The organism is Rhodococcus sp. 105337 (assembly GCF_012844225.1).
In the GTDB taxonomy this organism is placed as follows: Bacteria; Actinomycetota; Actinomycetes; order Mycobacteriales; family Mycobacteriaceae; genus Rhodococcus.
Genome location: NZ_JABAGQ010000003.1, coordinates 46,559 through 72,561 on the forward strand (window position 1 = coordinate 46,559; position 26,003 = coordinate 72,561).

The following is a 26,003-nucleotide window of genomic DNA, read 5'->3' on the forward strand; positions in this document are numbered from 1 at the left end:
CCTTTCGGGGCGGGCCTTCGGATCGTCAGGGCGTGTCGGGCAGAGTCAGTGGGAGACAACCTTCTCCACGCCGACGCCGGTCAGCGAGCGAACTTCCATCTCTGCCTGCTTGTAGGGATCTTCCGGCTTGCCGCGGCCCAGGTACGTGCCGACGATGCCGAGCAGGAAGGCGAGCGGGATGGACACGATGCCGGGGTTCGACAGCGGGAACCAGGAGAAGTCGGCGTCGGGGAACATCGCGGACGGGCTGCCGGACACAGCGGGCGAGAACACGATCAGCACGAGGCAGCTGATCAGACCGCCGTAGATGCTGAACAGCGCACCCGTGGTGTTGAACTTCTTCCAGAACAGCGAGTACAGCAGCGTCGGCAGGTTCGCCGAAGCGGCAACCGCGAAGGCGAGTGCGACCAGGAAGGCGATGTTCTGTCCCATCGCGAGGATGCCGAGAACGATCGAGACCAGGCCGATCACGACAACGGTGATCCGCGAGACGCGCACCTGCTCGTCCTCGGTGGCGTTGCCGCGCTTGATGACACTGGCGTAGATGTCGTGGGCGAACGACGCCGACGCGGTGATGGCCAGGCCCGCGACCACGGCGAGGATCGTGGCGAACGCGACCGCCGAGATCACGGCGAGGAACACCGTGCCACCGAGTTCGAACGCGAGCAGCGGGGCCGCGGCGTTCTCCTTGCCCGGTGCGTTGAGGATGACGTCCGGACCGACCAGGGCGGCAGCACCGTAACCGAGAACCAGCGTGAACAGGTAGAAGCCACCGATGAGCGCGATGGCCCACGTCACGGAGCGACGAGCTTCCTTCGCGGTGGGCACCGTGTAGAAGCGCATCAGCACGTGCGGCAGGCCGGCGGTACCGAGCACCAGAGCGAGGCCGAGCGAGATGAAGTCGATCCGCGACATGTCGCTGATGCCGTACTTCGCACCCGGGGCCAGGACGTCGCGCTGGGCGACAGCCTCGCTCGCGGAACCCGACACCATGGCCTGTGCGTCGGCGAGGAGCTGAGAGAAGTTGCCCCGCACCGCGACCAGCACGAGCACGAACATCACACCTGCACCGGCGATGAGGAGCACCGCCTTGACCATCTGCACGTAGGTCGTGCCCTTCATGCCGCCGATCAGCACGTACACGATCATGAGCACACCGACGACGGCGACGACGACCGCCTGCCCCGTCTTGCCTTCGATGTCGAGCAGGAGCGCAACCAGACCACCTGCACCGGCCATCTGGGCCAGCAGGTAGAACAGCGACACCGCAAGGGTGGACAGCGCCGCGGCCATGCGCACGGGCCGTTGATTGAGCCGGAAGCTCAGCACGTCGGCCATCGTGAAACGGCCGGTGTTGCGCAGGAGTTCGGCGACGAGCAGCAACGCGACGAGCCACGCGACCAGGAAGCCGATCGAGTAGAGGAAGCCGTCGTAGCCGTACACGGCGATGGCACCCGCGATACCCAGGAAGGACGCTGCCGACAGGTAGTCGCCTGCGATGGCGAACCCGTTCTGCGGGCCGGAGAACTGCCCGCCACCGGTGTAGAAGTCGGACGCCGTCTTCGTGGTCCGGCTGGCACGGATGACCAGGCCCATGGTGACGACGACGAACGCGAGGAAGATCGCGATATTGAGGAGCGGGTTACCGATGTCGGTGGTGCCCTGTGCGAGAACGCTCACTGCTGCGGTCCTTCCAGCTCGGTACGGATCGCAGCGGCACGGCCGTCGAGCTGACGACCGGCAAACTTCACGTACACCCCGGTGATGATGAAGGTGGTCAGGAACTGGGCGAGTCCCAGCAGGAGACCGATGTTGACGTTGCCGATGACCTTGGTGGCCATGAAGTCGGTCGCGTAGGTCGCGAGCAGAACGTACAAGGCGTACCAGGCCAGGAAGAACGCCGTCACGGGAAACACGAACCGGCGCAGGCGACTGCGCAGCTCCTGGAACTCAGGGCTTTCCTGCATGTCGACGAACTCTTGCGGCGTCGGAACGCGCCGCTGGGGTACGTCGCTCTCGCTGGGAGGTGCTGTGGTCACTGCCGACTCCTTGGTCGTACGTGTGAGGTGTAGTGCTCACACACGTTAATGAGACGGCGATCACACAAATAGAGGGGTGTGCCGACCGCACGCCGAACTGCTGAGCGATGCGACGAACGGTCGGCTCACTGCGACGAACGGCGGTCGTCGAACGCTCCGAGCTCCCGATCCCGGCCCATGCCCAGTCGCTCGGGCACGTGCATCCGCGAGAACGTGCGGCCCACATCGGCCGGAATCCGCGTCCGCGTAGCAAGACTCACGGTGATCATGGTCAGGAATGCGAGCGGCACGCTCGCCGCGGCCGGGTATTCCGACAGCACCGCCGGCCATCCCTCCGCGGTCGCCGGATCGAACCGCACCACGATCGACATCAGGGCGGCACCACCCGCGACGGCGCCGCCCACCACCATGCCCGCGGCAGCACCGATTGCCGTCAACCCGCGCCACCAGATCCCCAGTACGAGCAGCGGACACAGCGTGGAGGCGGCGATCGCGAAGACCTGCCCCACCGACCGCGACAGGTCCAGGGACGTCACCGACAACGCGAGCACGAGCGGCACGACACCCGCGAGCACCGCCGCGAGCCGGAAGTCACGGACCCGCCCGCGCAACACGTCGGTGGACAGCACCCCCGCCACGCTCACCAGCAGGCCCGACGACGTGGACAGGAACGCCGCGATCGCACCCGAGGCCACGAGCGCCGCGACCAGTTGCCCGCCCCACCCGGACAGCACCGACCCGGGCAGCAGCAGTACCGCGGCGTCGGAGCGGCCGGTGATGAGCAGTTGCGGGACGTACAGCCGGGCGAAGACCCCGAGAACGGTGGGGAACAGATAGAACAGCCCGAGGAGCCCGATCACCGCCAGCGAGGTCATGCGGGCGGCACGTCCGTCGGGGTTGGTGTAGAAGCGGACGAGTACGTGCGGCAACCCCATGGTGCCCAGGAACGTCGCGAGCATCAGTGAGTACACCTGGAACAACGGGTGCGCGCCGCCCGCACCGATCCCGGCGCCGGGTGCGGCCCAGGTGTCGTTGTCCGACGGAGCGCCCGCCACCACGGGGACCGGCGACCCCGCCTCGAGCACCAGCTGGGTTCCGGCCCCGAATTCGTGTTCTCCCGGTGCAAGCTCGATCACGCCGGAGACGGGCACACCGTCCACGTCGCCCCGGGCCGTCACCTCCAGCGGGTCGGCGACCTGCACGATGACGTCGACGGTGATGTCGACGGTGGTGGTTTCGGTGACTGTCGGGGGAACAGGACCGTCCACCGCGCGATCATCACCGACGAAATGCAGGATCAGGACGAGGGCGGGAATGGCGACCGCGGTGAGCTTGAGCCAATACTGGAACGCCTGCACGAACGTGATCGACCGCATCCCGCCACCGACCACGTTCGCGACGACGATGATGCCGACGACTGCGACCCCCACCCAGTCCGGGACGCCGAGAAGAATATTCAGCGTGAGTCCCGCGCCCTGGAACTGCGGCACGAGATAGAGCACGCAGATGGTCGCGACCACCATCATCGACAGGGTGCGCAGCCATCGTTCGCCGAGACGGAACTCCGCGAAATCCGGCACCGTGTAGGCACCGGATCGCCTCAGCGGTGCCGCGACGAACAACAACAGCCCGAGATACCCGGCGGTGAACCCGACCGGATACCAGAGGGCGTCTGCCCCGAACTTCGCGACCAGCCCGGCGACGCCGAGGAAGGACGCGGCGGACAGGTACTCCCCGGAAATGGCGGCGGCGTTCCACCGCGGCCCGACGCTGCGGGACGCGACGAGGAAATCGGAGGTCGTGCGGGCCATACGGACGCCGTAGACACCGATCGCGACGGTGGCGACAGCCGCCGCGACGAGGCCGACGACGGTCGCGACGGGAATCGACTCGGTCATGGCGCGTCAGTCGTCGGTCAGGTCTGTGAAGTCCTGCTCGTTTCGTTCGGCGAGGCGCACATAGACCCACGCGATCCCGAGCAGGACCGGATAACCGACGATGCCGAGCAGAATCCACGGGAGCCGGACGCCCATCAGCGTCACCTCCGACAGTCGCGGCACGAAGTGCAACAGCACGGGAATTGCCCCGAGCAGGCACACCGTTGCCAGGGCGACCCGGATGGCGAGGCCGAGTTGGGCGCGCACCAGGCCGCGCACCATCGCATCGCCGACCTCGGTCTGTTGCTGCACCTCGACCCGCGTGCGGACGATGCGCGCGCCCCGCCGCTGCGCGAGAACCACACGCTGCCGCGGCGGGGGTGACCCGCCTGCCTGGGTGCTCACCGCGACGTCCACGTCTGCATCGGGCCGCGGATGAGGCGGTCCTTGAGTTCACGGGTGTGGCGACGACTGACCGGCAACTCGACCGGTGGCGCGTCACCGTTCCCCTTCACACACACCACGAGGCCGGAGCCGACGCTGCGAATACCGGTGACCAGGGGCAGCGCGACGAGGAAGGACCGATGCACGCGCAGGAAGCCCGCGTCGGCCCATCGGCTCTCGAGGGTCGAGATCGGGATGCGCACGAGATGCGAACCGGTCGCGGTGTGCAACCGGGCATAGTCACCGTCGGCCTCCACCCACTGCACCGACGACCGGGGAACGAGAGTGGTGACCCCACCCAGTTCGACGGGGATCACTTCGTCGCCCGACTGTGGTTCCGGCGCCCGCCCCGCCCCGGACCGGCGCCGCTCGACGATCCGTTGCACCGCCTGAGCGAGGCGCTCCTCCCGAAGGGGCTTGAGCACATAGTCCACGGCACCGAGGTCGAACGCCGACACCGCGCGGTCGTCGTGTGCGGTCACGAACACCACAGCCGGTGGGGTCGCGAAGTTGCGAAGGATGCCGGCGATCTCCAGACCGTCCAGTCCGGGCATGTTGATATCGAGGAACACCGCATCGACCCCACCGTCGCGCAACAACCGCAGCGCCGTCGTCGCGTCGCTCGCGGTATGGACCCGGGCGATCTCGTCCTGAGCGCGCAACAGGTACGCAAGCTCGTCGAGAGCGGGCGGTTCGTCGTCGACGGCCAGTACGGTGAGTGTCTTCTCTGCTTTGTCGTTCACGGCGGACCTATCGTGCCACGTCGGGCACCCGTCAAGGCCGGATACCCGCACGGAACTTGGGTACCCGCATGCTCACTTTCGTACCGGCCCCCGGGGCGGTCTCCACCACCAGCCCGTAGTCGTTGCCGAAAGCGGCCCGGAGCCGGTCGTCGACGTTGGCGAGCCCGACGTGCGCGGACTCCTTGACCCCGCTGCCGTGCTCACTCTCGGCGATCGAGTCCAGCGTTCCGGAACGCAGCAGTTCCGGGTCCATTCCCACCCCGTCGTCCTCCACACTGATGACGCAGTCGGTGCCCTCGTCGGCTGCGGTGATCGTGATGGTGCCGGTGCGGGTGGATGTCCCGGCGATACCGTGCCGGACCGCGTTCTCGACGAGTGGCTGCAACGCGAGGAACGGAAGCGTCACGTTGAGAACCTCGGGTGCGACCTGCAACCGCACCTCGAGCGCATTGCCGAAACGGGCTCGCTCGAGCGTGAGATAGCGATCGATGTTCCGCAGTTCGTCGGCGAGCAGCGTGTACTCCCCCGTCGCGCGGAACGAGTAACGCGTGAAATCTGCGAAATCGAGCAGCAGTTCTCGTGCCCGGTCCGGGTCGGTGCGCACGAACGACGCGACGGTGTTGAGCGCGTTGTAGATGAAATGCGGGCTGATCTGCGCGCGTAAGGCCCGCAGCTCGGCCCGGTCGAGCCGGGCCCTGGAAGCGTCGAGTTCGGCCAGTTCGAGCTGGCTGCACGCATACCGCGCCACCTCCGTGATCGCGCCGAGCAATGCGGGACCGGGAGTCGTCGTCGTCACCACGCCCAGCACACCTGCCACTCCCACGCCTTCGATCACGAGGGGCTGGGCGATCAGTGCGCGCGCGGCGAGGTCCCGGGGGCCCGGAGCCAGGTCACGGTGTCCGACCAGTACCCGCCGCTCCTCCGCGACGGCGCGCGCGGCGGCGTCGTGCATGCGGTCCGCGAGGCTCTCGAACGGGCCGTCCCACGCGAGCAGCGTCCCGTCCGCGTCCACGAGGGCGACGGCCTGCGCTTCCGCGAGCAGCATCCGCAGGTGCACGGCCGCTTCCGTCGCGGACGAGGCGTCGAGCCCCCGTCGCAGGGGACGCGCGGCGAGGGACGCCGTGTGCAGCGTGGAATGCACGGCCCGTTCGGCGGGGGTGGTGACGACCCGGCGGGTCCGCGCCCACACCACGGCCAGTACGGCGACGACCAGAATCGTGACGGCCGCGAACGCGAGCAGAACGGTTCCGGTCACGTTTCGGCGATCCTCGGCGCTACGGCCACGGGGTCGGGCGGTTCGATCATGGTCATACGCTACGACGAGCACCGGCGACGGGCGGGTCGATCACGGCGGGGGCGTCCCGTTTCCCGTTCTGCCGCGACGTTCGACCCGTTCCTCCGCGGCGGCTTCCTCGATGTCCAGACTCTCGAGTTCGGCCCGCAGACTCTCGTCGTCCAACGTGCCGTCGTCTCGTGCCGCGATGAGCGCGGTGCGCTGGGCGCGGAGCACGGCGCGTCGGAACTCGTCGAACAGTGCGCCGGCGTCGACACCGGCCTCGGTGTCGTCCTCGGACTCGACCTGTCGCGCGTCGACGCGGGCCTTGACGGATCGTCGCACGCGTTCGAGGATCCGGCGCACCGCGTCCGGGTCGAACCCGCCCGGCGGATCCTTCTCCAAGCTTGCGATCTCTTCTTTCGCCGCGTTCGCCGTGATGGTGCGGGCCAGTTCGCGTTGCTCGGTGGCGCGAAGGCGTTCGTACGGATCGACGACGTCGAGCCGCCGGATCAGCATCGGCATGGTGGCGCCCTGAATGAGCAGCGTGCCCACCGCCACGACCAGCGCGGCCAGGTGGATGAGCTCCCGTCCCGGGAACGGCTCCCCAGACCCGAGGACCGCCGGCACACCGCCGGCTGCGGCAAGGGTGACGACGCCGCGCATCCCCGCCCACGACACCACGATGTGCTCGCGGTACGTCAGCGGGTCGCGGCCGAGGCGGGTGAACCCGGCCGTGCGCACCGCCCGGCGGCGACCCCAGTTCAGAAAGCCCCAGATCGGGCGGACGAGTATGACCACCGCCAGCACCGCAACGGAATAGAGCAACACCGGCACCACGTCGAGGCCGGTGTCGGCCACTTCGTCCAGGACGAATTTCAGTTGCAGGCCCATGTAAGCGAAGACGAACATTTCGAGCAGGATGTCGACGCTCTCCCACACGAAGCGTTCCTGTAACCGCGTGGTGACCGCGGTGTCGGTGGCCCGGTGCCCGATGTACAGGCCCGCCGCGACCACTGCGAGTACCCCGGACGCGTGGATCTCCTCGGCGACGAGATAAGCCGCGAACGGAAGGACCAGCCCGAGAGCAGTTTCCAGCGGCGAGTCGAACATGCGGCCGCGGACCCAGTGCACCACTGCCGCGAGGACCAGACCCACCGCGACGCCGCCGACGACTCCGTATGCGAAGAACAGCACCGGTGAATCGGCGAACACCGGGGTCCCCGCAACCATGGCGATCGCCACCGCGAACAGCGTCAGTGCGGTCGCATCGTTGACGAGTCCTTCACCGGTGAGGATGGAGATGACGCGTTTGGGCAGTCCGAGTTTCTGCCCCACCGCGACCGCGCTGACCGCGTCGGTGGGCGCAACCACCGCCCCCAGGACCAGCGCGGCACCGAACGTGAGGTCCGGAACCAGCCAGTTCGCGAAGAATGCCACCGCGAACGCCGTCGCCAGCACCGTGACGATCCCGAGTCTGAGGATCGGTGCGAGATAACGCCGGAACGTGGGAACGGAGAACTTCAGCGCCGCCGAGTACAGCAACGGGGGCAGCACGACCCCGAGCAGTACGTCCGGTTCCAGCTCGAGCCGCGGCAGGCCGGGCAGGAACGACGCGATCGCGCCGATGATGACGAGAACCAGTGGGCCCTGCAGGTTTCCCCTGTTCGCCAGTCCTGTGACGGCGATGGCCGCGATGACGACGAGCAGAATCATGGTCCCGTTCACGGGACCGATTCTCCCCCTATGCCGCCCGTGGGGCACACCCTCCGGTCACGTCGTCACTTGGTGCCGAGGGCCTTCTTCACTGCACTCTGCGCGGAATCGACCTGCCCGGCGAACTTGCCGCCGGTCTTGCTGTCCGCGACGTCACCGACCTTGTCGATGGCGCTGTTCACCTTGTCGGGATTCTCGGCCGCGAACTGCTTGCCCTTGTCCACGATGCCCTTGACGCTGTCCATGAATCCCATGCGGGAACCCCTTTGTTCGATGATCGAGCGAACAAAGCGTGACACAGCGAGAGCCGGGGTGATGAACCGGTCACCGCCCCGGCCGGGTCAGGGTGCGGTGCCCGGCGGGGTAGCCGGGCCCGGACCGCCCCCCGGGCGAGGATCGGGCTGTGGACCGGCGGGCGGTGACCCGGGCCGCGGATCCGATGCCGAAGCGTCTGTGGCGGGGTTTTCGGCAGCCGGGTTTCCGGCAGCGGGGTTTTCGCTGCCGAGGTGCTTGCGCGCCGCGTCCTGCGCCTTGCCGATGTGCTGCGAGTATTTTCCGCGGGTCTTGGAGTCGGCGATGTGGCCTGCCTTCTCGATGTACCCGTCGACCTTGTCGGAGTTCTGTGCGGCGTAACCCTTGCCCTTGCCGAGCAGTCCCTTGACGGTGTCCATGAGTCCCATGGCGTGTCCTTCCGTTGGAACTACGACCAGCGTCCCACAGGTCAGGGTGCTCCGGGCAGGTCCTCCCGAGATGCGAACAGACGCCGGCGCTCACCGTGGATGCGACCCGTCACCCACCAGCAGGCCTCGACGAGAAGCACACCGATCGCACCGCAGGTGAACGCGATGGTGGAGTACGCGACGTTCGACGGGTCGAGCGCGAAGAACTCCCGGCAGAACGGCACCGAGAACAGCACGACGTAGCCGAGCACGGCTCCCGCGATCAGTGCGATCTTCCACCATTGGTACGGCCGTGCCACCACGGCCAGCACCCACAGGGCGATCATGATCAGGGTGATGAGCGCGGACGTCCCGGCCTGCACCTTCTGTGCCTCGGTCTGGTCCGGTCCCGCGTAGACGAGGAGGTAGCAGACGAAGGTCGCGACACCGACGATCACGCCCGACGGGATGGCCAGGCGCATCACCCGCGACACGAAACCCGGTCGTGCCCGCTCGTTGTTGGGAGCGAGCGACAGCAGGAACGCCGGGATACCGATGGTGAACCACGCGGCGATCGTCACGTGCCGCGGCAGGAACGGGTACGGCAGCGGATCGAAGTCGAAGATCGGGGCCAGCACCCCCGACGCACCGATGAAGAATGCGAGCAGCACCGAGTACACCGTTTTGGTGAGGAACAGATTCGAGACGCGTTCGATGTTGCCGATGACGCGGCGGCCCTCACCGACGACGTAGGGCAACGTCGCGAACTTGTTGTCGAGCAAGACGATCTGCGCGACGGACCGCGCTGCGGGGCTGCCCGAGCCCATGGCGACTCCGATGTCCGCGTCCTTGAGCGCGAGGACGTCGTTGACCCCGTCTCCGGTCATCGCGACGGTGTGGCCGCGCGACTGCAGCGCACCGACCATGGCGCGTTTCTGGTCGGGACGTACGCGCCCGAAGGTCGTCGATGCTTCGGCGATGTCGGCGAGTTGCTCGCGATCGTCGGGCAGTGTGCGCGCGTCGATCGGGCTGTCGCCGTGCGGCAGGCCGAGTGACGACGCGACCGCTCCCACAGACACGGCGTTGTCGCCGGAGATGACCTTGACGTCGACGTGCTGTTCCGCGAAGTACTCGAGCGTGGCCTTCGCATCGGTCCGCACCCGCTGCTCGAGCACGACCAGGGCGACGGGCGCGACGGTTCCGGGTGCGAGTGCGTCGTCGACGGGCCGGTCGCTGCGGGCCAGCAGCAGCACGCGCAGCCCCTGAGCTCCGAGTTCTTCCGCGCGCCGCGCCGTCGGTGTTCCCGAATCGAGGAGCACGTCGCACGCGCCGAGCAGCCAGTTGCCGTGTGCCCCGTACGACTGGCCGCTCCACTTCTTCGCCGAGGAGAACGGTGCGATCGCCGTGGGCTTGCCCCAATCGGGGCCGTCGGGAAACGCCTCGGCGATCGCGAGCACGCTCGCGTTCGGGCGGGGGTCGTCGCAGGCCAGGGCAGCCAGCGCGGTCCGGGCAGCGTCGAGGTCGGTTCCGCCGGGGCTCTCGACGAGTTCGACGTCGGCGAGCCGCATGCCGTTCTCGGTGAGAGTTCCGGTCTTGTCCGCACACACGATGTCGACCCGTGCCAGTCCCTCGATCGCGGGAAGCTCCTGCACGAGGCACTGGCGGCGGCCCAGCCGGACGACGCCGACCGCGAACGCGATGGAGGTCATGAGGACCAGGCCTTCGGGCACCATCGGCACCAGCGCCGCGACCATGCCGCTCAGCGAGGGTCCGAGGGCTTCACCGCTCGAGAACAGCTGGTTGAAGATGATGAGCAGGCCCGCGGGAATCATCAGGTAGGTGATGAGCTTGAGGATCTTGTTGATGCCCGCGTTCAGCTCCGAGTGGACCAGCGTGAACTTGCTGGCCTCCTCCGCGAGCCGCGCCGCGTACGCGTCCCGTCCGACCTTCGTCGCCCGGTAGGCGCCGGTCCCCGAGGACACGAAGCTGCCCGACATCACCGATGTCCCCGGGTCCTTGTGCACGGCGTCGGATTCACCGGTGAGCAAGGACTCGTCGAGTTCGAGCCCGGCCGACTCCACGACGGTGCCGTCGACGACGAGCTGATCGCCGGGACCGAGTTCGATGATGTCGTCGAGCACGACCTCGCGCGGGGGCAGCTCGCCGCTGCTGCCGTTGCGGCGCACTACCGGCCTGGTCTGGCTGACGATCGCGAGTTTGTCCAGGGTCCGCTTGGCGCGGACTTCCTGGATGATGCCGATGGAACTGTTCGCCACGATGAGCAGGCCGAACATGCCGTCGACGATCGAGCCGGTCGCGAGCACGATCAGCAGCAGGACGCCCAGAATCGCGTTGATCCGCGTGAAGACGTTGGCACGGACGATGTCCTTGACCGAACGGGACGCGCGGTCGGGGACGTCATTGGTCTGCCCGCGGGCGACTCGTTCGGCGACCTGTTCGGTGGCCAGCCCGTGCTCGAGATATGCGGGGTCGTCGGTGAGCGTGTCACTCGTCTCGACTACCGCGGTGGGCTCTTCTCCTGCCATAACCAATGAGCGTATTCCACCGGGCGGCGCCCCTGTTCCCCCGGAGGCTGCGTCAGCCGAGTGGGATCCACCACGGGTCGCGCGCGACGGGGCGGAGAGCGTCGATCCGCTGGCCGGGCATCGGCACGGCAGTCGCGACGCCCACCTCCTGCGCAGCCGGGAGCAGGCGCGCGATCGGCTCGGACCACGAGTGCAGGGCGAGGTTGAACGTCCCCCAGTGCACGGGGACGAGCAGGCTGTCGCGACGCTCGGTGCCGCCGAGGTCGAGGTGCGTGCGCACGGCTTCTTCGGGGTCCATGTGGACGTCGGGCCAGCGCCGGTCGTACGCGCCGACGGGCAGCAATGTCAGGTCGAACGGCCCGTACTTGTCGCCGAGGTCCGCGAAGCGCCGCGTGTAACCGGTGTCGCCGCCGAAGAACGCGCGGCGGGTCGGACCCGCGATCACCCAGGACGACCACAGAGTGATGTCGCGCTGCAGACCGCGGCCGGAGAAGTGCCGGGCCTCGGTGCACGTGATGCGCAGACCGTCGATCTCGACGTGCTGATCCCAGTCGAGTTCGACGATCCGGTTCTCGGCGACCTTCCACCGTCGCAGGTGGGCACCGATCCCCAGGGGCACGACGAACCGGGCCTCGGGCTGCAGGGCGGCGAGGGCTTCGACCGTGACCCGATCGAGGTGGTCGTAGTGGTCGTGCGAGATGACGATCGCGTCGGCGGCGGGCAGCGCCTGCAGTTCGACGGGCACGGGATGCATCCGCTTCGGGCCGACGGTCGGCGACGGGGAGACCCGGTCGCTCCACACCGGATCGCAGAGCACCCGGTAGCCGTCGATCTCGAGGAGGGCACTGGAATGCCCGAACCAGGTGACGGCGAGTTCGGCGGCGTCAACCGGCGCGAGCGACGGTGCGAGGGGCACGTCGCTGCGCGGGGTTCCACGGGAACCGCGGGTGAGCATGTCCTTCAGGAGTCCGCCGCTGTCGTCGGGATCGAGCACGGACGCGGGATCGGTGTTGTGGAACCGCCCGTTGCGATAGTGCGGCGATCCTGCGGCGTAAGGCCGGATGTCGGAGACGGAAGCCCCGATCGAACTCGGCAGGCCCCGTGCAGCACGAGCGAACCAGAGCGCACCTGCGCCGGCGAGCGCGGACGACGCGGCCTGCCGGGCCCTCATCGGCCGCGGAAGATCGGGTCGCGGCCGCCCGCGCGGGCCAGCCTGGCTTCCTGGGCGTCCTCGCTGAGCCACGCAGCAGCCAGTGCTGCCGTCTGCTCGGGTGTGCTGTCGTCGCGGGTGCCGTCGTCGTTGAGGAACAGCTTCTGTGCTTGCAGCGACAGCGGCGCGAGCTTCGCGATCTCCTGCGCCCATGCCTGCGCGGCGGCGAGGTCGCCGATCCTGTTGGCGAGGCCGCGAGCCAGCGCTTCCTCGGCGTCGATGGGTTCGGCGGCGAGCAGGACGGTCCGGGCCGGACCACCGCCGACGAGTGACGCCAGCCGACGCACCGTCCATCGGTCCACCGAGATCCCGAGACGCGCTGCGGGCACCGCGAACCTCGCGCCCGGGGCCACCACTCGCAGGTCCGAGGCCAGCGCGAGCTGGGTGCCCGCTCCGATGGCGGGTCCGTTGATCGCCGCGATCACGGGAACCGGTGCGCTTTCGATCGTCTGCAGCATGTCGCCGAGGTTGTCGAGGAACCCGGCGGCATAGACGTCGCCGGACAGGTCGGCGCCGGCGCAGAAGCTCGTTCCGCGGCCCGTGATCACGACTACCCGGGCATCGTCGCCGACTGCCTGTTCGACCGCATCGCGGATCTCGATGCACAACTGCGAATTGAGCGCGTTCCGGCGTTCTTCGCGCTGCAATTCCAGCGTGACGACGTCACCGTCGCGGTTGATCCCGATCATGTATCTGGCACCCTTCCGTCACTGCCCAACGATCATTCCATTGTGTCGCCCGTACCGCGCGACTCCTGAGCGCGGGGTCGTCCGGGACCACGCATCCTGCCCGCGTCGCGCGGTGCCCGCCCGGCCTCGGCCAGCGCGCGGCGCAGGAGGAATTCGATCTGGGCGTTGGTGCTGCGCAACTCGTCGGCGGCCCAGCGCGCGAGCGCGTCGTGGACCGCCGGGTCGAGCCGCAACAAGACCTTCTTGCGTTCGGGCATGCCGAATTCCCTACTGGTACAGCGATCCCGTGTTGAGAACGGGCTGGGCACTCTGATCGCCACACAGTACGACGAGCAGGTTGGAGACCATCGCGGCCTTGCGGTCCTCGTCGAGCATGACGGTGTGCTCGGCCTCGAGGCGCTCGAGGGCGGTACCGACCATGGAGACGGCGCCGTGCACGATCTGTTCCCGGGCGGCGATCACGGCGCCGGCCTGCTGACGGCGCAGCATCGCCTGTGCGATCTCCGGGGCGTAGGCGAGTTGGTTGATGCGGGTCTCGATCACGCGCACGCCGGCCGACCGGACGCGAGCATGCACCTCGGACGACAGCTTCGTGGTGATCTCGTCGGCGTTCTGCCGCAGCGACATCGCCTCGGGCGCACCGTCATACGGGTAACTCCCGGCGATGTGACGCACCGCGGCCTCGGTCTGGACGGCGACGAACTCCTCGAAGTCGTCCACGTCGAAGACCGCCCGCGCGGTGTCCTCGACCTGCCACACGATCACCGCCGAGATGTCGATGGGGTTGCCGTCCGCATCGTTGACCTTCGCCCTTGCCGTCTCGTGGTTTCGGATGCGCGTGGAGATCTTGCGACGGGAGTTGAGCGGATTCATCCACCGCAGGCCCGGTTCGCGGAGAGTGCCTGCGTACGAGCCCCCGAGCAATTGGAGCACGCGGGCTTCGTTGGGCTCGACGAGAATCAGGCCGGCGAGCGCGACGAGAGCGATGACCGCGATGACGGATCCCACCACGATCAGCGGAACGTTGATCTCGACCGCGGCCCACACGATCAGTGCGGACGCCAGTGCGGCGGCGACGAGTGCGGCGGCAAGTACGGGCCAGCCGTTGGACGAGCGTCCCGGGCGTTCCGACGAGGTGGTGGACTCTGCTGTTTCCATGGGGATCCTTCCGGGCACGAATGCGATGTCAAAGTGATATCACATTTTTGGATCATCGCCGGTGCCGGGTTCACAGGGCACGCCTCCCGATGTCACGGCATGATGGAGGGCAACCATCTGCGGAGAGGCCGGTGATGACGTCCGAAGGCAACACGGAGAACACGACGCCCGTCGACGTCGTCGTGATCGGTGCCGGGCAGGCAGGCCTGTCGGCCGCGTATTACCTGCGGCGGTTCGGGCTCGAACCCGAAACGGGGTTCGTGGTGTTCGACCGGTCGTTCGGCCCCGGCGGCGCGTGGCAGCACCGGTGGCCTTCCCTCACGTTGAACACCGTCAACGGCCTGCACGACCTGCCCGGGTCCGCGTTCTCCGACGCGGTCGACACCGGCTCCGGTGAAGTGCCCGCGTCGTCGGCGGTGCCCGCGTACTACGGCGCCTACGAGAAGGAGTTCGACCTTCCCGTACACCGCCCCGTTCAGGTCACGGTGGTGTGCAACCGGGGCGAACGCCTGCGGGTGGAGACCGATACCGGCGTGTACTCGGCGCGGGGACTCATCAACGCGACCGGCACCTGGGAACACCCGTTCGTCCCGTGGTATCCGGGTGCGGCGCGGTTCCGGGGGCAGCAACTCCACACGAAGGACTACCGCGACGCCGAGCAGTTCCGCGGACGGCACGTGCTCGTCGTGGGCGGGGGAATCTCCGCGGTGCAGTTGCTCGACGAGATCTCGTTCGTCACCACCACCACGTGGGTGACTCGACGCGAACCCGTCTGGCGCGACGAGGAATTCACGCCCGAATTCGGACGGACGGTAATCGCGGCCGTGGAGGACCGGGTGCGCCACGGATTACCTCCCGGTTCGGTCGTCTCCGTGACCGGGCTTCCCGTCACACCCATGATCCGGGCGGCACGCGAACGCGGAGTGCTCGACCGGTTGCCGATGTTCGCCGAAATTACCGAGACCGGTGTCCGCTGGCCCGACGGAACAACCCTCGATGTCGACGTAATCCTGTGGTGCACCGGTTTTCGAAGCTCACTCGACCATCTGGCGCCGCTCGGCCTGCGCAATCCCGGCGGGGGAATCACGATGACGGGACGGCTCGCGACGCAGGTCGCCGCCGACCCCCGAATCCACCTCGTCGGCTACGGCCCGTCCGCGTCCACCATCGGCGCCAACCGCGCCGGGCGGGCTGCGGCACGTGAACTCGTCGACCATCTGACCACCGGAGCTGCGGCGTTGTGAGACGGCGCGGGGGGTCGGTCCTGGTGGTCGCGTTCGCAGCCGCGACCAGCCTTCTCGCCTCCGCGCCCGAAGCCGTCGAGATCGCGCTCCCTCCCCCGCCGCCACCGATCCCGGCGCCGCCGCCCACGCCACTGGCGCCCGACGAACTCGCCGCCCGTACCGTGCCGGTCGTCGTGACCATCGACGCGAGCCGCGGATGGACGGGAACGTCCGGAACGGGAATCGTTCTCACACCCGACGGCACGGTGCTGACCAATCATCACGTGGTCAGCGGAGCGACCGACATCACCGCGGTGAGCGCGGCGACGGGACTGATCTACGACGTCGACGTCATCGGGTACGACAGTGCACGCGACATCGCCGTACTCCAGCTCGGCACCGCGAACGGTCTCCCCGCGGCACCGGTCGCCGACGCTCTGCCACCCGCGGGGACTCCCGTGACCGCATTCGGGAACGCGGACGGCGGCGGCGTCGTGATCGCAGCGCCGGGCACCGTCATCGCGGCCGACCGCAGCGTGATGGTCCGCGACTCCACCGAGGGCTCCCGCAAGCGACTCACCGGAATGCTGCAGACCGACACCCCGATCCGCCCCGGAGACTCGGGCGGTCCGCTCGTCGACCATTACGGCGCGGTGGTCGGAGTCAACACCGCCGGCGCGATCGAACGTGAGCAGCAAGAACCGTCCGAGTCCGCACCGGAGGCGTATGCCGTCCCGATAGCGGAGGCTCTCGCCGTCGTCGAGCAGGTCCGGACCGGGGTCGGCACCGACACCGTGCACGTCGGCCCCACACCACGACTCGGTCTCGGCGTCACCACCGCCCGAGCGGACGGCGCCGACCGCGGGGCCGAAGTGCTGTGGGTGTCGTTCGATACCCCCGCGTATCGCGCCGGCCTCGAAGCCGGCGACGTGGTCGTCTCTTTCGGAGGCGCCACGGTGTCGTCGACGACCGACCTCGAGCAACGGCTACGAACCCGGAAACCGGGCGACACCGTCCGGATCGAATGGCTCGACGGGGACGGCCGTTCTCGTACGGCCGACGTGGTTCTCGAAGACGGCCCCGCCCGCTGATCCGCAGAACGCCGTAGCGTGGGGCGACACCGCACCGGAACCCGGAGGGCACATGCCTCGACTTCTGCACCTCGATTCGTCCGCCGACCTCGATGCCTCGGTCTCGCGCGAACTGACACGGTTGTTCGTCGATACCTGGCGCGCAACCGGTTCCGACCACACGGTGATCGAGCGGGATCTGCACCGATCGCCGCTCCCCCACCTTCCGGACGCCGCGCTGCACTACGCGGCGCGGCTGCGCACCGGTACGGAGTGGCCCGACCCGGCGGCCGAGGGTCTGCAAGCCGAATTGATCGCTGAGCTGACGGGCGCGGACGCGGTGGTGATCGGTGCGCCGATGTACAACTGGTCGATGCCGTCCTCGCTCAAAGCCTGGATCGACTACATCCACGTACTCGGCACCACAGTGCCGTTCGATACTTCGGACGCACCCCTGGCGGGCAAGCCGGCGGTGATCGTGTCGAGCCGAGGAAACACGTACGCTCCCGGAACTCCGGGCGATGGAACCGATTTCGTCATACCTCCCCTCATGCAGGTCCTCGGCACCTCGCTCGGCATGTCGGTATCGGTGGTGACGGCGGAACTCACGCTCGCAGATCGCCTGACACCGCTTGCCCCGTTCGCCGACCTCGCGGCGGAGAGCCTTGCCGCCGCCCGGGACGCAGTGCGCACTCTCGCGACGAGCCTGGCCCGGTGAGGACGAGCAGGACGCCTGGCCCGCACCGGTGAAGTTCCTGGTGGGATGCTCCTACCTCGGCGTGCTCTGCGCACTGTCGATCGGGGTGTGGGTGATTCCTCGACTGGTAGCGACGGGATACCCGCCTGGCACACGTCGAGGGGCATGAGCAGATTCGACGCGCGGTCACGGTGTCGGGGGACACGTCGGCTTCGCCGGATCGCAGATCGACGACGAAGTGTGCGCTCGGCCGTGACCACATCCGGGCCTGTACAGACCCGTGGCGGAAGACGGAATCGTCGCAGCGGGATACTCGACACGTGAGCGCAACACTACGTATCAGCGGCCTGTCCACCTCGAGAGGCGAACGCACGCTGTTCGAAGGCCTCGACCTCACCGTCGCACCGGGTGACGTGATCGGGCTGGTGGGCGCGAACGGCGCCGGCAAATCGACGCTGCTCACGACACTGGCCGGGCTGGGGAACGCGGACGTCACCGGATCGATCGTGCTCAGTCCGCCCGACGCGACCGTCGGATACCTCGCCCAGGAACCCGAGCGCGTCCCCGGTGAGACGATCCTGGATTTCCTCGGCCGTCGCACGGGCGTGACGGACGCCGAGAACATCATGAACGCGGCTGCCGAGGCGCTCGGCGAGTCGGATGTCGACGATTACACCCCGGCACTCGAGCGGTGGCTCGCGCTCGGCGGTGCCGATCTCGCAGAGCGCGCCGAGAAGGTCGTGTCGGATCTGGGGCTCGGGGTCGGGCTCGACGCGCCGATGACCGGACTGTCCGGCGGGCAGGCGGCGCGCGTCGGACTCGCGGCGCTGCTTCTGTCGCGCTACGACGTGCTGCTTCTCGACGAACCCACCAACGATCTCGACCTCGCGGGGCTGGAGCAACTCGAGCGTTTCGTCGCGGAGACACGCACCGCTCTCGTGGTGGTGAGCCACGACCGCGAATTCCTCGCGCGGACCGTGACGGGCATCGTCGAACTCGATCCCGTCCAGCAGCAGATCTCGGTGTACGACGGCGGTTACGAGGCGTACCTCGTCGAGCGCGAGGTGGCACGGCGGCACGCCCGCGAAGAGTACGAGGAATTCGCCGACACCAAGTCGCAACTCGAGGACCGCGCGCAGATGCAGCGCAACTGGCTCGAACACGGAACACGGAATGCTCGGCGGAAGTCGAAGGACAACGACAAGATCGGGAAGAAATTCCGCGCGGAGGCCACCGAGAAGCAGGCCGCAAAAGCGCGTCAGACGCAGCGGCGCATCGAACGCCTCGACGTCGTCGAGGAACCCCGCAAGGAATGGGAACTGCGGATGGAGATCGCGGCGGCACCGCGCAGCGGCACGGTCGTCGCAACGCTCGACGACGCGACGGTGCGACGCGGTGATTTCACCTTCGGTCCGGTGACCACCCAGGTGCAGTGGGGGGACCGGATCATCGTCACGGGCCCGAACGGGGCGGGGAAAACCACACTGCTGCGATTGCTGCTCGGCACCCTCACCCCGGATTCCGGGCGCGCGAGCCTCGGTTCCGGAGTCCAGGTCGGCGAGATCGATCAGGCGCGCGGCCTGTTCGAAGGCGACGAGCCTCTGGTCGAAGCTTTCGGCCGGCAGGTCCCGGAGTGGCCGGACGCCGACGTACGTACCCTGCTCGCCAAGTTCGGGCTCAAGGGGCACCATGTCCTGCGACCTGCGGCGTCGTTGTCGCCGGGCGAGCGGACACGGGCGGGGCTGGCGCTGCTGCAGGCGCGCGGTGTGAACCTGCTCGTGCTCGACGAGCCGACCAACCACCTCGATCTCCCGGCGATCGAGCAACTCGAGCAGGCGGTCGAGAGCTTCGACGGCACTCTCCTGCTGGTGACGCACGATCGCAGAATGCTGGACACGACGCGCAGCACGCGGCGGTGGCGGCTCGAGGACGGACGGCTGAGCGAGGAGTTGCTGTAGATGAGCGGAAGCGTTCGGGTGGACAGCTGGACGTGGTCGGTGCGGCTGTTCAAGACGCGGTCGGCGGCGGCATCGGCGTGCCGCGCCGGGCACGTGAAGGTCGACGGCGTGACAGCGAAGCCGTCGACACCGGTGACGATCGGCACCGAGGTCCGCGTGCGGGCGCACGGGGTCGAAAAGATCGTCGAGGTCACGCAACTCGTCAACAAGCGGGTGGGTGCGCCGATCGCCGCCACCGCCTACATCGATCACAGCCCACCACCGCCGCCGAAGGAGATCCTCGCGGCAATCCCGATCCGTGATCGCGGCGCGGGCCGGCCCACGAAGAAGGATCGCCGCGAACTCGACCGGATCCGCGGTTTCCAGGACGACTGACGGGATCGCCTCGAATGGGGCCGTGGGCTCCGTGCCGGTCATCGGACGGTACTCGACTCCCCCGAAAACCCGGTCCCGTCGTACTCGGGTCGCTACGATCACGGGCAATTCGGCTGCCGGGGGCCGGCGAATCTCGGGTGGCCTCCCCGACAGCCCACGGGGGGGAGGCGGTTTCATCATGGCGTGTCGAATCAGCGAGTTGGTGCTCGACTGCAGGGAACCCGAGGTGCTGGCGCGGTTCTGGTGCGAGGTCCTGGACTTCGTCGTGCTCGATCGTGACGAAGACGGACTGGAGATCGGACCACGCGAAGGATTCGGCGGCGCACAACCGACCATCATCCTGAGTCGGACGGATAAACCCGAGCCCGCAAAACCGCGCCTGCACATCGATGTCAACGCCACCGACCGTGATCAGGACGCAGAACTCGAACGACTGCTCAGCCTCGGTGCACGCCCGGCCGACATCGGACAGACGGGCGACGAGTCGTGGCACGTGCTCGCCGATCCCGAGGGCAACGAGTTCTGCCTTCTGAAGACTCGCCTCGAGCCCCTCTGATGCACGTGCTGACGCCACGACCGCCGGGGCCGTGGCGGGAGGGCGAGTTCCCGGTATTGACAAATCGTTGGGTTTTTACAACACTTTGTTCCATGAGTCCGGTACGCCGTGGGGAAACGCTCCCCATCTTCAACCGCATCCGCGTTCTCCGTGCGGAACGCGGCATGAGCCGAGCCCAACTTGCCGAGCTCATCGACGTGAACCCCCAAACGGTGGGCGCGCTCGAGCGCGGAGACCACTATCCGAGCCTGGATCTCGCTTTCCGGATCTGCGACGTCTTCGGCCTCCCGGTCGAAGCGGTCTTCTCGCGCACCGAGTTCACCCCCTTGTCGACCGAGCTCTACAGAGCCCACACCAAGGAGGCCTGACATGTCCACCGCGTCGCTCATCGACCGGTACGAGGACTACCGCACCCGCCGGTTCCTCACGCACGAGGCCACATTCGCGAAATGGCTGCCGGCATGGCGCACCCGGCACCGTCGCCGCATCCTCGCCGGTGCCGTCGTCGCCCTGATCTCGGCGATGTTCGTCATCTCCGTGGCAACCTACTTCTTCCCTGTCGTCGCCATCGTGTGGCTGGCCGTCGTGTTGGTATTCCTGCCCACGTGGACGTGCCTGCAGATCGTCTCGGGGCGGCAATCCGACGCACCACGGCATGCCCTCGACGAGCGTGAGATCGCCGAACGCAACAGCGCTCGCTCGATCGGCCTCTCGGTGGCGCAGAGCCTGCTCCTGATACCGATCTTCGCGCTCCTGTGGAGCCCGCCGTTCGACTTCATCGATCACAAAGCACTGTGCTACTCGGCGGGTGGATTCGCTCTCGCCGCAATACTTTTCAGTGGATGCCTCCCGGCAGTGCTGCTGGCGTGGACCCGACCCGACGACGACCCGGAGGACCAACTATGACCCTCACCATCGACAATCTCTCGAAACGTTACGGCTCCACGGTCGCCCTCGACGGGGTGAGCTTCGAGGTGCAGCCCGGTGAACTGTTCGGGTTCGTCGGCAGCAACGGTGCCGGCAAGACCACCACCATGCGCATCGCGCTGGGAGTGCTCGCCGCAGACGGCGGAGAAGTCCGGCTTTCGGGCAAGCCCGTCGATCTCGACGTCCGCCGCACAATCGGGTACATGCCCGAGGAACGCGGGCTCTATCCGAAGATGAAGGTCGGTAACCAACTGATCTATCTTGCTCGATTGCACGGGCTTTCGAAGCGCGATGCCACGGCGGCGATGCAGCGCTGGACCGAAAGGCTGGGCATCGCCGAGCGGATCGGTGACACGGTCGATTCACTGTCTCTCGGCAATCAGCAGCGCGTTCAGCTCGCCGCAGCGCTCATACACGATCCCGCCGTCCTCGTTCTCGACGAACCGTTCTCGGGTCTCGATCCGGTCGCCGTCGATGTCATGAGCGAGGTTCTCGTCGAGAAGGCGAACACCGGTGTCCCGGTGATCTTCTCGAGCCACCAGCTCGATCTGGTACAGCGACTGTGCGAGCGCGTCGGCATCATCGTCCATGGACGCATGCGCGTCGTCGGTGCCGTCGACGACTTGCGCGCCGAGGGTGCTTCCCGTCTGGTCGTGCACGCTCCCGACGCCCCCGCCGGCTGGGCCGACGGCCTGCCGGGTGTCTCCGGCTCGGAATACACAGAGGGTCGCACCGTGCTCACCATCGAGCCGGGCACCGACGACCAGCAGATCCTCAAAACTGCGCTGTCCACCGGACCGGTACACGAGTTCTCCTTGCAGCAACCGTCCCTGACCGACCTGTTCCGAGAGGTGGTAGCCGCATGAGCGCCCCACTGAGCAACTCGCACGCGATCGGCCTGGTGGCGCGCCGCGAATTCGTCACCCAGGTACAGAAGAAGAGCTTCGTCATCAGCAACGCGATCGTGCTCGCTGCGATCGTCGTCGGCATCGTCGCGATGTCGATCTTTTCCGGCGGCGAGGACGACCGCCCCACCGTGGGTGTCGTCTCCGGCTACACCCTCGGCACGACGCTCGGTTCCATCGGCGACGCCGTGGGCACGCCGATCGAAGTCTCTACCGTGCCCGACGCCGACGCCGCTCGCGAGCAGGTAGGTGCGGGCAGCCTCGACGTCGCCCTCGTTCCCGGCGGTGACGGTACCGTCACCGCGATCACCGAGTCCGATATCGACGCCGATCTCAAAGCACTCATCGATACCGCGGTCGTGCAGGAAGCCCAATCCGCGGCGCTGTCCACCCGCGGAGTCGACCCCGCGGAGATCGCTGCGGCCGCTGCTCGCGCAACAGTAGTCGTCGAGGCCATCGAACCTCCCGACCCCGAACAGGGCCAGCGGATCATCCTGGCGACCGTTTCGGTGCTCCTGCTGTACTTGCAGATCCTGCTGTTCGGAACGTATGTCGCGATGGGCGTGGTCGAGGAGAAGTCCTCGCGTGTCGTCGAACTCCTGCTCTCCACCCTCCGGCCGCTGCAGCTGCTGTGGGGCAAGATTCTCGGTATCGGTGCCGTCGGCCTGCTCCAGCTCACCGCGTACGGCGTCGTGGGTGTCGGCGCGTCTGTCGCCACCGGGACGCTCACCATCACCGGCACCGCGATCGGTGTGCTGGCCGGCACGCTCGGCTGGTTCATCCTCGGCTTCGCGTTCTTCGCCGTGCTCTACGCCGCAGCGGGGTCGATGGTCTCGCGGCAGGAAGACGTGAACTCCACGTCCGGCCCGTTGATGATCGTCATCATCGCGATGTTTTTCGCGGCGTTCTCTTCGATCGACGATCCGGAAGCCTCGTGGAGCACGACCCTGAGCTGGATCCCGCCGTTCTCGGCAATCCTCATGCCGCTCCGCATCGCGGCAGGTGTCGCGACTCCGGTACAAATCGTCGGCACCGTACTGCTCATGGTCGCCGCAACGGCACTGCTCAGCCTCGTAGCGGCGAAGATCTACCAACGTTCGATCCTGCGTATCGGCCGCACGGTGACGTGGAAGGAAGCACTCGGCCGCTGAGCGCACGGCGGTACACCGAAGCTGGACGAGCGCCCGCCTCGTATAGGTTTGTTCCACAGCATGATCGACAGGTGGAGGCGACGTGGCGGGCACCAAGATCTCGGCGCAGGATTTCATCGACAACGTGGTCGACCCGGGAAGTTTCACCTCGTGGGATACCACCCCGGTAAAGGTCCACGCCGACGAGAAATATCAGGCGGACCTCCGTCGCGCCGCCGAGAAGTCCGGTACCGACGAATCGGTTCTCACCGGAACGGGCACAGTGCACGGTCGCCGCGTGGCGCTGATCGCATGCGAGTTCTCCTTCCTCGCAGGGTCGATCGGCGTCGCGGCGGCCGAGCGGATCGTGACCGCGATCGAACGCGCCACCGCCGAGCGTCTCCCCCTGCTCGCCTCCCCCACCTCGGGAGGCACCCGAATGCAGGAGGGGACGCTCGCGTTCGTACAGATGGTGAAGATTGCCGCTGCCGTCGCAGAGCACAAGGCATCGCACCTGGGTTACCTTGTCTATCTGCGTAATCCGACCACCGGAGGAGTCTTCGCGTCGTGGGGGTCGCTCGGGCACGTCACCGTGGCCGAACCCGGGGCGCTCGTCGGTTTTCTCGGACCCCGCGTCTACCAGGCGCTCTACAACGAACCTTTCCCGGAGGGCGTGCAGACCGCGGAAAATCTCTACCGCAAGGGCGTGATCGACGGAGTCGTTCCGCTCCGCGGCGTCCGGCAACTGGTGCACCGGCTTCTGCGCGTGCTCGTCGAACCGGATCGGCCCGACACCAGCACTTCTCGCGCCGTCACCACCGTCGACGACGTGCCCGGCATCCCGGCCTGGCAGTCGGTCATGCTCAGCCGCAGGCCCGAACGCCCGGGGATCCGTGAATTGCTCCGGCACGCCGCGTCGGCTCAGGTACGACTGTCCGGTACCGGGGAAGGCGAGTCCGATAAGACGGTGTTGTTGTCGCTGGCGCGTTTTCGCGGGGTGTCGTGTGTGATGTTCGGGCAGGACCGCACCGGCCAGTCCGCGTCGAGCACGATGGGACCCGGCGCGCTGCGGGAAGCACGTCGCGCAATGCGGCTCGCCGAAGAACTCCGACTCCCCCTCGTTCTCGTCATCGACACCCTCGGCGCGTCGTTGTCGAAGGAGGCCGAGGAACGCGGACTCGCGCCCGAAATCGCCCGCTGCATATCCGATCTCGTGACCTTGTCGACGCCGACCGTGTCGGTGCTGCTCGGCCAGGGCACAGGCGGGGGTGCGCTCGCGTTGCTGCCCGCCGACCGTGTGCTGTGCGCGCAACACGGGTGGCTCGCTCCGCTGCCACCCGAGGGAGCCAGCGCCATCGTGCACCGCGACACCACCCATGCCCCGCGCATGGCAGAAGCACAGGGAATCCGCGCGCGGGACCTGCTGCGTGACGGGATCGTGGACGGGGTGATTCCCGAACGACCCGACGCGAGCGAGGAACCGGTGGAATTCGTGAAGCGAGTCGGTGCCGCCGTCGCACGCGAGCTCACCGAACTGGCCGGGGAGCCCGCCGACCGGCGGTACAGCCGCCGAATCGGCCGGTATCGCCGGTTGGGTCTTCCGGCGGAGTGAGCCTCGCCGGGCGGATCAGGGACGCACACCCACCCCCGTCGCGACCTCCTCCACACGGCCACGCAGGCTGTCGGCCACCAAAGGCGGGGTCGGCGCTCCGGCACCTTCCCGCAGCCCGGAGACGAACTCCGCGAGCACATCCAGCGGCTCGGCGGACGGCGACCAGCCGAGTTCGGTCCGAGCGCGCGTGCAATCCATCAGTGGTAGCCGAAGGACGGTATCGAGAAGCCCCGGATCGGCCGGCGCGAGATGGGTATGCCAGGCCGCGGCGACGGCAGAGCGAATGATCCCGCGCTTGACCGGCACCACCCGCGCGCCCAGCACTTCCGCGAACGAGTGGGCGTCGACCGGCGGATCCGCCGCGATGTTGAACGCACCCCGGACGGGCCGCAGGACGGCACGCACGTAGGCATCCGCCGCGTCGTCGGAATGCAGGATCTGCATCCGCAGCCCCGGCATGTCCGGAACGACCGGAATCGCAGGCAGCAGCGAGCCCGGTACGAACGGCCCCGCAAAGATCCGTCGCTGCGCTGTGGCAGAGCGTCGCTGGAAGATGAACCCGGGCCGCATCCGGACGAGACGGATCTCCGGATGCTCGAGTTCGAAGGCGTCGTACCACCGCTCGAGATAGGCCTTCTCCCTCGGATACGCCGCGCCCGGCCATCCGTGGGTGGGCCACGTTTCGTCGACGCGCGGTTCCTCGACTCCGGGCTCCGAAGTGGGGCCTGGCGAATAGGCCCCGACAGACGACGCCACCACGATCACGGGCACCTGCGCCTCCGCTGCGGCGGTGAGTGTCCGGATCGTGCCCAGCACGTTGTTCTCCCACGTCGTCTCCGGTTTGTGCGTGGGTTGGAACAGCCAGGCCAGGTGGACGAGCGCGTCGGCGCCGCGCAGCGTCTCCGCGAGATCGTCCGACGCGACATCGACAGGCGCGAAGGTCGATTTGGGGACCGCCCAGTCGGTCGGGCGACGGGCAATGCCCAGGACCGATTCCACGGCGGGTTCCGCCCCGAGGGCGCGAACCACTGCGGTGCCGACGTTGCCGGTCGCGCCGGTGACCACCACGTGCATGCCGGAAGAGCTAGCTTTCGAGTGTTCGGTCATGCTTCCGAGTACCCGGCGGGTGCGACGTAAACCTGCGGCTACCACGCACCGGTGTCACGATTCCGGCGAATGCTCGGACGCATCGCGGA

Annotated in this window: 26 protein-coding genes; 11 read left to right on the plus strand and 15 right to left on the minus strand. The window is 67.9% G+C overall.

Translation table 11 applies throughout. The annotated features are described in order from the left end of the window. Positions 1-45 precede the first annotated feature (45 nt). The 14 genes from HF886_RS06585 to HF886_RS06650 form a co-directional block, all read right to left on the minus strand. On the minus strand, positions 46-1,680 hold the full coding sequence (locus HF886_RS06585; protein WP_169621131.1) for a cation acetate symporter: 1,635 nt from the start codon (positions 1,678-1,680) through the stop codon (positions 46-48). Then, positions 1,677-2,039 carry a DUF485 domain-containing protein gene (locus HF886_RS06590; protein WP_169621132.1) on the minus strand — a complete coding sequence of 121 codons (363 nt, stop codon included), beginning with the start codon at positions 2,037-2,039 and terminating at the stop codon, positions 1,677-1,679. The genes HF886_RS06585 and HF886_RS06590 overlap by 4 nt, the downstream gene beginning before the upstream one ends. Before the next feature lie 125 nt (positions 2,040-2,164). Next, on the minus strand, positions 2,165-3,937 hold the full coding sequence (locus HF886_RS06595; protein WP_169651872.1) for a cation acetate symporter: 1,773 nt from the start codon (positions 3,935-3,937) through the stop codon (positions 2,165-2,167). Between the two features lie 6 nt (positions 3,938-3,943). Next, complete coding sequence (locus HF886_RS06600) at positions 3,944-4,333, minus strand: hypothetical protein (RefSeq protein ID WP_169621134.1); 390 nt, start codon at positions 4,331-4,333, stop codon at positions 3,944-3,946. Further along, positions 4,318-5,103 carry a LytTR family DNA-binding domain-containing protein gene (locus HF886_RS06605; protein WP_169651873.1) on the minus strand — a complete coding sequence of 262 codons (786 nt, stop codon included), beginning with the start codon at positions 5,101-5,103 and terminating at the stop codon, positions 4,318-4,320. The genes HF886_RS06600 and HF886_RS06605 overlap by 16 nt, the downstream gene beginning before the upstream one ends. A 31-nt stretch (positions 5,104-5,134) precedes the next feature. After that, entirely contained in the window at positions 5,135-6,358 is a 1,224-nt protein-coding gene (locus HF886_RS06610; protein ID WP_169621136.1) for a histidine kinase, read from the minus strand. A gap of 90 nt (positions 6,359-6,448) precedes the next feature. After that, complete coding sequence (locus tag HF886_RS06615; protein ID WP_169621137.1) at positions 6,449-8,104, minus strand: Na+/H+ antiporter; 1,656 nt, start codon at positions 8,102-8,104, stop codon at positions 6,449-6,451. A gap of 53 nt (positions 8,105-8,157) precedes the next feature. Continuing rightward, positions 8,158-8,346 (minus strand): antitoxin, encoded by a 189-nt coding sequence (locus tag HF886_RS06620; protein ID WP_169621138.1) that lies wholly within the window; start codon positions 8,344-8,346, stop codon positions 8,158-8,160. An 87-nt stretch (positions 8,347-8,433) separates the two neighbouring features. Continuing rightward, entirely contained in the window at positions 8,434-8,772 is a 339-nt protein-coding gene (locus HF886_RS06625) for an antitoxin (protein WP_169651874.1), read from the minus strand. 41 nt (positions 8,773-8,813) lie between these two features. Next, positions 8,814-11,297, minus strand: coding sequence for an HAD-IC family P-type ATPase (locus HF886_RS06630; protein ID WP_169621140.1), 2,484 nt, complete (start codon positions 11,295-11,297; stop codon positions 8,814-8,816). A gap of 52 nt (positions 11,298-11,349) precedes the next feature. After that, positions 11,350-12,468 carry an MBL fold metallo-hydrolase gene (locus tag HF886_RS06635; RefSeq protein ID WP_169621141.1) on the minus strand — a complete coding sequence of 373 codons (1,119 nt, stop codon included), beginning with the start codon at positions 12,466-12,468 and terminating at the stop codon, positions 11,350-11,352. After that, positions 12,465-13,196, minus strand: a complete 732-nt coding sequence (locus tag HF886_RS06640) for an enoyl-CoA hydratase (RefSeq protein WP_169621142.1) — start codon at positions 13,194-13,196, stop codon at positions 12,465-12,467. The genes HF886_RS06635 and HF886_RS06640 overlap by 4 nt, the downstream gene beginning before the upstream one ends. A 32-nt stretch (positions 13,197-13,228) precedes the next feature. Next, positions 13,229-13,453: a hypothetical protein gene (locus HF886_RS06645; RefSeq protein WP_169621143.1), complete on the minus strand. Its 225-nt coding sequence runs from the start codon at positions 13,451-13,453 to the stop codon at positions 13,229-13,231. A gap of 10 nt (positions 13,454-13,463) precedes the next feature. Further along, the gene (locus tag HF886_RS06650) at positions 13,464-14,354 is read right to left on the minus strand and encodes an SPFH domain-containing protein (RefSeq protein WP_169651875.1); all 891 of its coding nucleotides are present in this window, start codon (positions 14,352-14,354) and stop codon (positions 13,464-13,466) included. A 134-nt stretch (positions 14,355-14,488) separates the two neighbouring features. Here HF886_RS06650 and HF886_RS06655 point away from each other — a divergent pair, with 134 nt between their 5' ends. The 11 genes from HF886_RS06655 to HF886_RS06705 all read left to right on the plus strand — a co-directional run bounded on the left by HF886_RS06655 (position 14,489) and on the right by HF886_RS06705 (position 24,807). After that, positions 14,489-15,598: an NAD(P)-binding domain-containing protein gene (locus HF886_RS06655; protein WP_169652031.1), complete on the plus strand. Its 1,110-nt coding sequence runs from the start codon at positions 14,489-14,491 to the stop codon at positions 15,596-15,598. Continuing rightward, complete coding sequence (locus HF886_RS06660; RefSeq protein ID WP_169651876.1) at positions 15,595-16,668, plus strand: S1C family serine protease; 1,074 nt, start codon at positions 15,595-15,597, stop codon at positions 16,666-16,668. The genes HF886_RS06655 and HF886_RS06660 overlap by 4 nt, the downstream gene beginning before the upstream one ends. 52 nt (positions 16,669-16,720) lie before the next feature. Beyond that, positions 16,721-17,365: an NAD(P)H-dependent oxidoreductase gene (locus HF886_RS06665; protein ID WP_169651877.1), complete on the plus strand. Its 645-nt coding sequence runs from the start codon at positions 16,721-16,723 to the stop codon at positions 17,363-17,365. Between the two features lie 299 nt (positions 17,366-17,664). Then, positions 17,665-19,302, plus strand: coding sequence for an ABC-F family ATP-binding cassette domain-containing protein (locus HF886_RS06670; protein WP_169651878.1), 1,638 nt, complete (start codon positions 17,665-17,667; stop codon positions 19,300-19,302). Continuing rightward, a complete protein-coding gene (locus tag HF886_RS06675; protein WP_169621148.1) occupies positions 19,303-19,677 on the plus strand; it encodes a S4 domain-containing protein in 375 nt (124 codons plus the stop codon). Positions 19,678-19,855: 178 nt separating this feature from the next. After that, complete coding sequence (locus tag HF886_RS06680; protein ID WP_169651879.1) at positions 19,856-20,233, plus strand: VOC family protein; 378 nt, start codon at positions 19,856-19,858, stop codon at positions 20,231-20,233. 92 nt (positions 20,234-20,325) lie between these two features. Next, on the plus strand, positions 20,326-20,601 hold the full coding sequence (locus tag HF886_RS06685) for a helix-turn-helix transcriptional regulator (RefSeq protein ID WP_169651880.1): 276 nt from the start codon (positions 20,326-20,328) through the stop codon (positions 20,599-20,601). A 1-nt stretch (position 20,602) separates the two neighbouring features. Further along, positions 20,603-21,139, plus strand: a complete 537-nt coding sequence (locus tag HF886_RS06690) for a hypothetical protein (protein ID WP_169621151.1) — start codon at positions 20,603-20,605, stop codon at positions 21,137-21,139. Then, positions 21,136-22,026, plus strand: coding sequence for an ATP-binding cassette domain-containing protein (locus tag HF886_RS06695; RefSeq protein ID WP_169621152.1), 891 nt, complete (start codon positions 21,136-21,138; stop codon positions 22,024-22,026). The genes HF886_RS06690 and HF886_RS06695 overlap by 4 nt, the downstream gene beginning before the upstream one ends. After that, positions 22,023-23,216, plus strand: a complete 1,194-nt coding sequence (locus HF886_RS06700) for an ABC transporter permease (protein WP_169651881.1) — start codon at positions 22,023-22,025, stop codon at positions 23,214-23,216. The genes HF886_RS06695 and HF886_RS06700 overlap by 4 nt, the downstream gene beginning before the upstream one ends. Positions 23,217-23,298: 82 nt before the next feature. Further along, on the plus strand, positions 23,299-24,807 hold the full coding sequence (locus tag HF886_RS06705) for an acetyl-CoA carboxylase carboxyltransferase subunit alpha/beta (protein ID WP_169651882.1): 1,509 nt from the start codon (positions 23,299-23,301) through the stop codon (positions 24,805-24,807). A gap of 15 nt (positions 24,808-24,822) precedes the next feature. Here HF886_RS06705 and HF886_RS06710 read toward each other — a convergent pair whose 3' ends face one another. Continuing rightward, positions 24,823-25,914: an NAD-dependent epimerase/dehydratase family protein gene (locus HF886_RS06710; RefSeq protein WP_169651883.1), complete on the minus strand. Its 1,092-nt coding sequence runs from the start codon at positions 25,912-25,914 to the stop codon at positions 24,823-24,825. Between the last annotated feature and the right edge of the window lie 89 nt (positions 25,915-26,003).

Excerpts from the sequence above, each read along its gene's own strand:
- HF886_RS06675 (WP_169621148.1), top strand. The coding sequence starts at position 19,303 with ATGAGCGGAAGCGTTCGGGTGGACAGCTGGACGTGGTCGGTGCGGCTG.
- HF886_RS06710 (WP_169651883.1), bottom strand. The coding sequence starts at position 25,914 with ATGACCGAACACTCGAAAGCTAGCTCTTCCGGCATGCACGTGGTGGTC.
- HF886_RS06680 (WP_169651879.1), top strand. The coding sequence starts at position 19,856 with ATGGCGTGTCGAATCAGCGAGTTGGTGCTCGACTGCAGGGAACCCGAG.
- HF886_RS06685 (WP_169651880.1), top strand. The coding sequence starts at position 20,326 with ATGAGTCCGGTACGCCGTGGGGAAACGCTCCCCATCTTCAACCGCATC.
- HF886_RS06635 (WP_169621141.1), bottom strand. The coding sequence starts at position 12,468 with ATGAGGGCCCGGCAGGCCGCGTCGTCCGCGCTCGCCGGCGCAGGTGCG.
- HF886_RS06655 (WP_169652031.1), top strand. The coding sequence starts at position 14,489 with ATGACGTCCGAAGGCAACACGGAGAACACGACGCCCGTCGACGTCGTC.
- HF886_RS06620 (WP_169621138.1), bottom strand. The coding sequence starts at position 8,346 with ATGGGATTCATGGACAGCGTCAAGGGCATCGTGGACAAGGGCAAGCAG.
- HF886_RS06640 (WP_169621142.1), bottom strand. The coding sequence starts at position 13,196 with ATGATCGGGATCAACCGCGACGGTGACGTCGTCACGCTGGAATTGCAG.
- HF886_RS06700 (WP_169651881.1), top strand. The coding sequence starts at position 22,023 with ATGAGCGCCCCACTGAGCAACTCGCACGCGATCGGCCTGGTGGCGCGC.
- HF886_RS06665 (WP_169651877.1), top strand. The coding sequence starts at position 16,721 with ATGCCTCGACTTCTGCACCTCGATTCGTCCGCCGACCTCGATGCCTCG.
- HF886_RS06630 (WP_169621140.1), bottom strand. The coding sequence starts at position 11,297 with ATGGCAGGAGAAGAGCCCACCGCGGTAGTCGAGACGAGTGACACGCTC.
- HF886_RS06690 (WP_169621151.1), top strand. The coding sequence starts at position 20,603 with ATGTCCACCGCGTCGCTCATCGACCGGTACGAGGACTACCGCACCCGC.
- HF886_RS06625 (WP_169651874.1), bottom strand. The coding sequence starts at position 8,772 with ATGGGACTCATGGACACCGTCAAGGGACTGCTCGGCAAGGGCAAGGGT.
- HF886_RS06595 (WP_169651872.1), bottom strand. The coding sequence starts at position 3,937 with ATGACCGAGTCGATTCCCGTCGCGACCGTCGTCGGCCTCGTCGCGGCG.
- HF886_RS06650 (WP_169651875.1), bottom strand. The coding sequence starts at position 14,354 with ATGGAAACAGCAGAGTCCACCACCTCGTCGGAACGCCCGGGACGCTCG.
- HF886_RS06645 (WP_169621143.1), bottom strand. The coding sequence starts at position 13,453 with ATGCCCGAACGCAAGAAGGTCTTGTTGCGGCTCGACCCGGCGGTCCAC.
- HF886_RS06695 (WP_169621152.1), top strand. The coding sequence starts at position 21,136 with ATGACCCTCACCATCGACAATCTCTCGAAACGTTACGGCTCCACGGTC.